General features: G+C 28.3%; 3 protein-coding genes and 1 pseudogene. All 4 read right to left on the bottom strand.

All coding sequences use genetic code 11. The features are described from left to right. A pseudogene (locus tag ACTTA5_RS07555) lies at window positions 1-323 on the bottom strand (phosphotransferase); the annotation flags it as partial. A 12-nt stretch (window positions 324-335) separates the two neighbouring features. Continuing rightward, complete coding sequence (gene tsaE / locus ACTTA5_RS07550) at window positions 336-788, bottom strand: tRNA (adenosine(37)-N6)-threonylcarbamoyltransferase complex ATPase subunit type 1 TsaE (protein WP_440649175.1); 453 nt, start codon at window positions 786-788, stop codon at window positions 336-338. Then, on the bottom strand, window positions 772-2,058 hold the full coding sequence (ahcY, locus tag ACTTA5_RS07545; protein ID WP_440649173.1) for an adenosylhomocysteinase: 1,287 nt from the start codon (window positions 2,056-2,058) through the stop codon (window positions 772-774). Before ahcY ends, tsaE begins: the two co-directional genes overlap by 17 nt. 42 nt (window positions 2,059-2,100) lie before the next feature. Continuing rightward, the coding region (locus ACTTA5_RS07540) for a sensor histidine kinase (protein WP_440649171.1) at window positions 2,101-3,455 on the bottom strand (1,355 nt) is incomplete at its 5' end.

The following is a 3,455-nucleotide window of genomic DNA, read 5'->3' as shown; positions in this document are numbered from 1 at the left end:
ATACTTTGTAATTTATTCAGTATGTGAATAATATTTTTAAAAAATAAATACTTATTTCTTTTTTTATTTTTTAAAATTTTAAATAACGAAACATTTCCAAAATCCTGAATTTCAATGAAGTTTTTTTTATAATCATGGCTAATCAGATTTGGTGCAGAAATTCTATTTTTTATTAAAATTTTGTTGACTGCATCATAAATTAATAAATTTTTCTTTTTTTCTTTTTTTGCATAAACAACTATAGAGTTATTTTTTTTACTTCTATAAAAAGTTCTAAATGATGCATCTCCTTTAATTTTTTGAAAATTTTTTGAATTTTTCATTCTATTATATTCTTAATCGATGCCTGTGATTTCAACACTTCTATTATTTAGCTCATTTTCATAGTTAAATCTTAATACAAGAACTTTTTCCTGAATATCTTTAATTAACTCTGGCCACTCAATAAAAGTAATTAAATTATCATTTTTTTCAAATATGTTTAGATCATTAGTATCTCTTTTATTTTTAATCCTAAATAAATCGTAATGTTTTATCTTCTTAGAACCTACTTGATATTCATTTAATAAATTGAATGTTGGACTTGAAACTTCTGTAATAGGAAGATCTGAACTTTTTTGAAATTCATTAACCAAATATTTTATAAATGTAGTTTTGCCCACACCCATTTCACCGTATAAAAATATAATTTCTCCACCTTGTAAAAAATTTTTAAAACTTTCTGCTAAAACTTTTGTTGTTTCTTCTGAACTTATATCGATCTTGCTATTTTTAATAGCGATAGGCATCTGGTTTGAATGGGCCTTCTGTTCCAACACTTATGTAATCTGCTTGTTCTTTTGATAATTTTGTTAATTTAGCCCCAACTTTTTTCAAATGTAATGTTGCTACTTTTTCATCTAAGTGCTTGGGTAAAACATAAACTTTATTCTCATAATTTTTATGGTTATGCCAAAGTTCTATTTGAGCAATTACTTGATTGGTAAAAGATGCGCTCATTACGAAACTTGGATGTCCAGTTGCACAACCTAAATTAACTAATCTTCCCTCGGCTAAAAGGATAATTCTCTTTCCACTTGGTAATTCGATTTCATGTACTTGGGGCTTAACTTCTGTCCATTTGTAATTTTTCAATGCCTCAACTTGTATTTCATTATCAAAGTGTCCAATATTACATAAGATAGCTCTATCTTTCATATCTCTCATATGATCAGCTGTAACTATATCTTTATTTCCAGTTGCTGTAACAACTATGTCTGCTCTACTAATAGCTTCTTCCATTAAAACTACTTCATAACCTTCCATTGCTGCCTGAAGTGCACAAATAGGATCTGCTTCAGTAACAAGAACTCTAGCACCACTTTGTCTTAAAGATGCGGCACTTCCTTTTCCAACGTCACCAAAACCAGCAACTATTGCAATTTTACCCGACATCATAACATCAGTAGCTCTTCTGATACCGTCAACTAAACTTTCTCTACATCCATATAAGTTATCAAATTTAGATTTCGTTACAGAGTCATTAACGTTTATTGCAGGAACTAATAGAGAATTATCTTTCTCCATTTTATTTAATGCTTTAATTCCAGTTGTAGTCTCCTCAGAAACACCTTTTATATCTTTCATTAAATCTTGGTATTCATTATGCATGATGGCAGTTAAATCTCCCCCATCATCTAATAACATGTTGGGTTTCCAATCAGGTTTTCCAACTATTGTTTGTTTAATACACCATAAGTACTCTTCTTCTGTTTCACCTTTCCATGCATAAACAGGAATGCCAGCTTTTGCTATTGCTGCTGCTGCATGGTCTTGTGTAGAAAATATATTACAAGATGACCATCTTACTTCTGCTCCGAGATCTACTAATGTCTCTATTAGCACTGCTGTTTGAATAGTCATATGAAGACATCCAATAATTCTAGCACCTTTTAATGGTTTTTCTTTTGAATACTCTTCTCTTAATGCCATTAAACCAGGCATTTCACTTTCTGCGATAGAAATTTCTCTTCTTCCAAATTCAGCTTGGGAAATATCTTTTACTTTAAAATCATCCATAGCGAGCTTTATACAGTTAAGTTCTATTTTATCAACTAAAGATTATAAACCAGGAAATTGTATTTCTATCGATGCTCCTTGCTTATCGAGCCTATTGGATGCTTCAATTTTTCCATCATGAAGATCAACTAAATTTTTTACAATATTTAAACCTAATCCTGAATGCTCACCAAAATTTTCTGGTCTATTACTGTAAAAACGATTAAAAATTTTTGAAGTATCTTTCTCTTTAAATCCTTGTCCTTCATCTAAAATTTTAACAATAACTTTTTTTTCTAATCCATTTGAAACATTCACGATTACCTCACCACCATCTTCACTAAATGAAATAGAATTATCCAATAAATTAGCAACGATTTGTTCAATCCTATTTTCTATTCCATTAATTAGATACTCTGACTTTCCATCATTTTGATAGTTTATACTTATATTTTTCTTGAATTTATAAATGTTGTTATAATCATCAACAACAGATTGGATAATTGGTTGTATATCTAGTTTTTTCATTTGCTCTTTACTAAGGGCAACTTCATCTTTCAACATTTGTGAATAATCTGTAATTAATCTTTCAATTCTTTGTACGTCATGAGTAAGAATATTTAAAAGCTTAGCTCTTTGATTTATATCTTTTGTATCTTTTAAAATTTCCGATGCACTTTTTAAAGATGCTAGTGGATTTCTTATTTCATGAACTAAATCTGTTGAGAAATTTTCTGCATGAGAAATTCGTTTTTGCAATTCATTAGTCATATCCTCCATTGAATTAGATAATAATCCCAATTCGTCATTTCTATTCTTCAAATTTTCAATTCCTGTTTTGCCAGGGTTTTTTTCTTTTACTTTGATTGTATATCCAACTAGGTTTTGAATTGGTTTAATAAAATATCTGCTAAGTACAAAAGAAAAAATTAAAATTACAAAACCAACTGATATAGCTGTTCTTATTACAAATGCTCTTCTCTCGTCTATAGCTGTCTTAATCTCATTGGCGTTCTCTGAGATAACTATAAAACCTAAATTATTTTCATCACTTTTTACATTTTTAACTGTTGTAACTTTAAATTGATTTAAATTATCTTCTGTAAAAGTATAATAATTTCCATAGTTATCTGAATTATTATACCTTTCTAATAAATCTTTAAATGAAGCCTTTGTTTCATTATTTTGAGAAGAATTATTTTCTTTGTTTTCATCTTCATTGACTTCTTCACTCAAACTTTCAAATTCAATTTTATCTAATCGTGTTGAAAAAGATCGTGGATCAAGATCTAAAGTATCAGTATCACCAATTAATTCTAATTTATTATCAAAGAAAATGACTCTGTCTAAATTTTGAAAAATAAATCTTGTAGAAAATAAAAATTTTCTAATGTCATTTTCCTGAAATTTTATATTCA

It is taken from the genome of Candidatus Pelagibacter sp. HIMB1521, assembly GCF_052047875.1.
GTDB lineage: Bacteria > Pseudomonadota > Alphaproteobacteria > Pelagibacterales > Pelagibacteraceae > Pelagibacter.
Note: the sequence above shows the minus strand (reverse complement) of the source record. Positions and strands in the feature narration are given on the sequence as shown.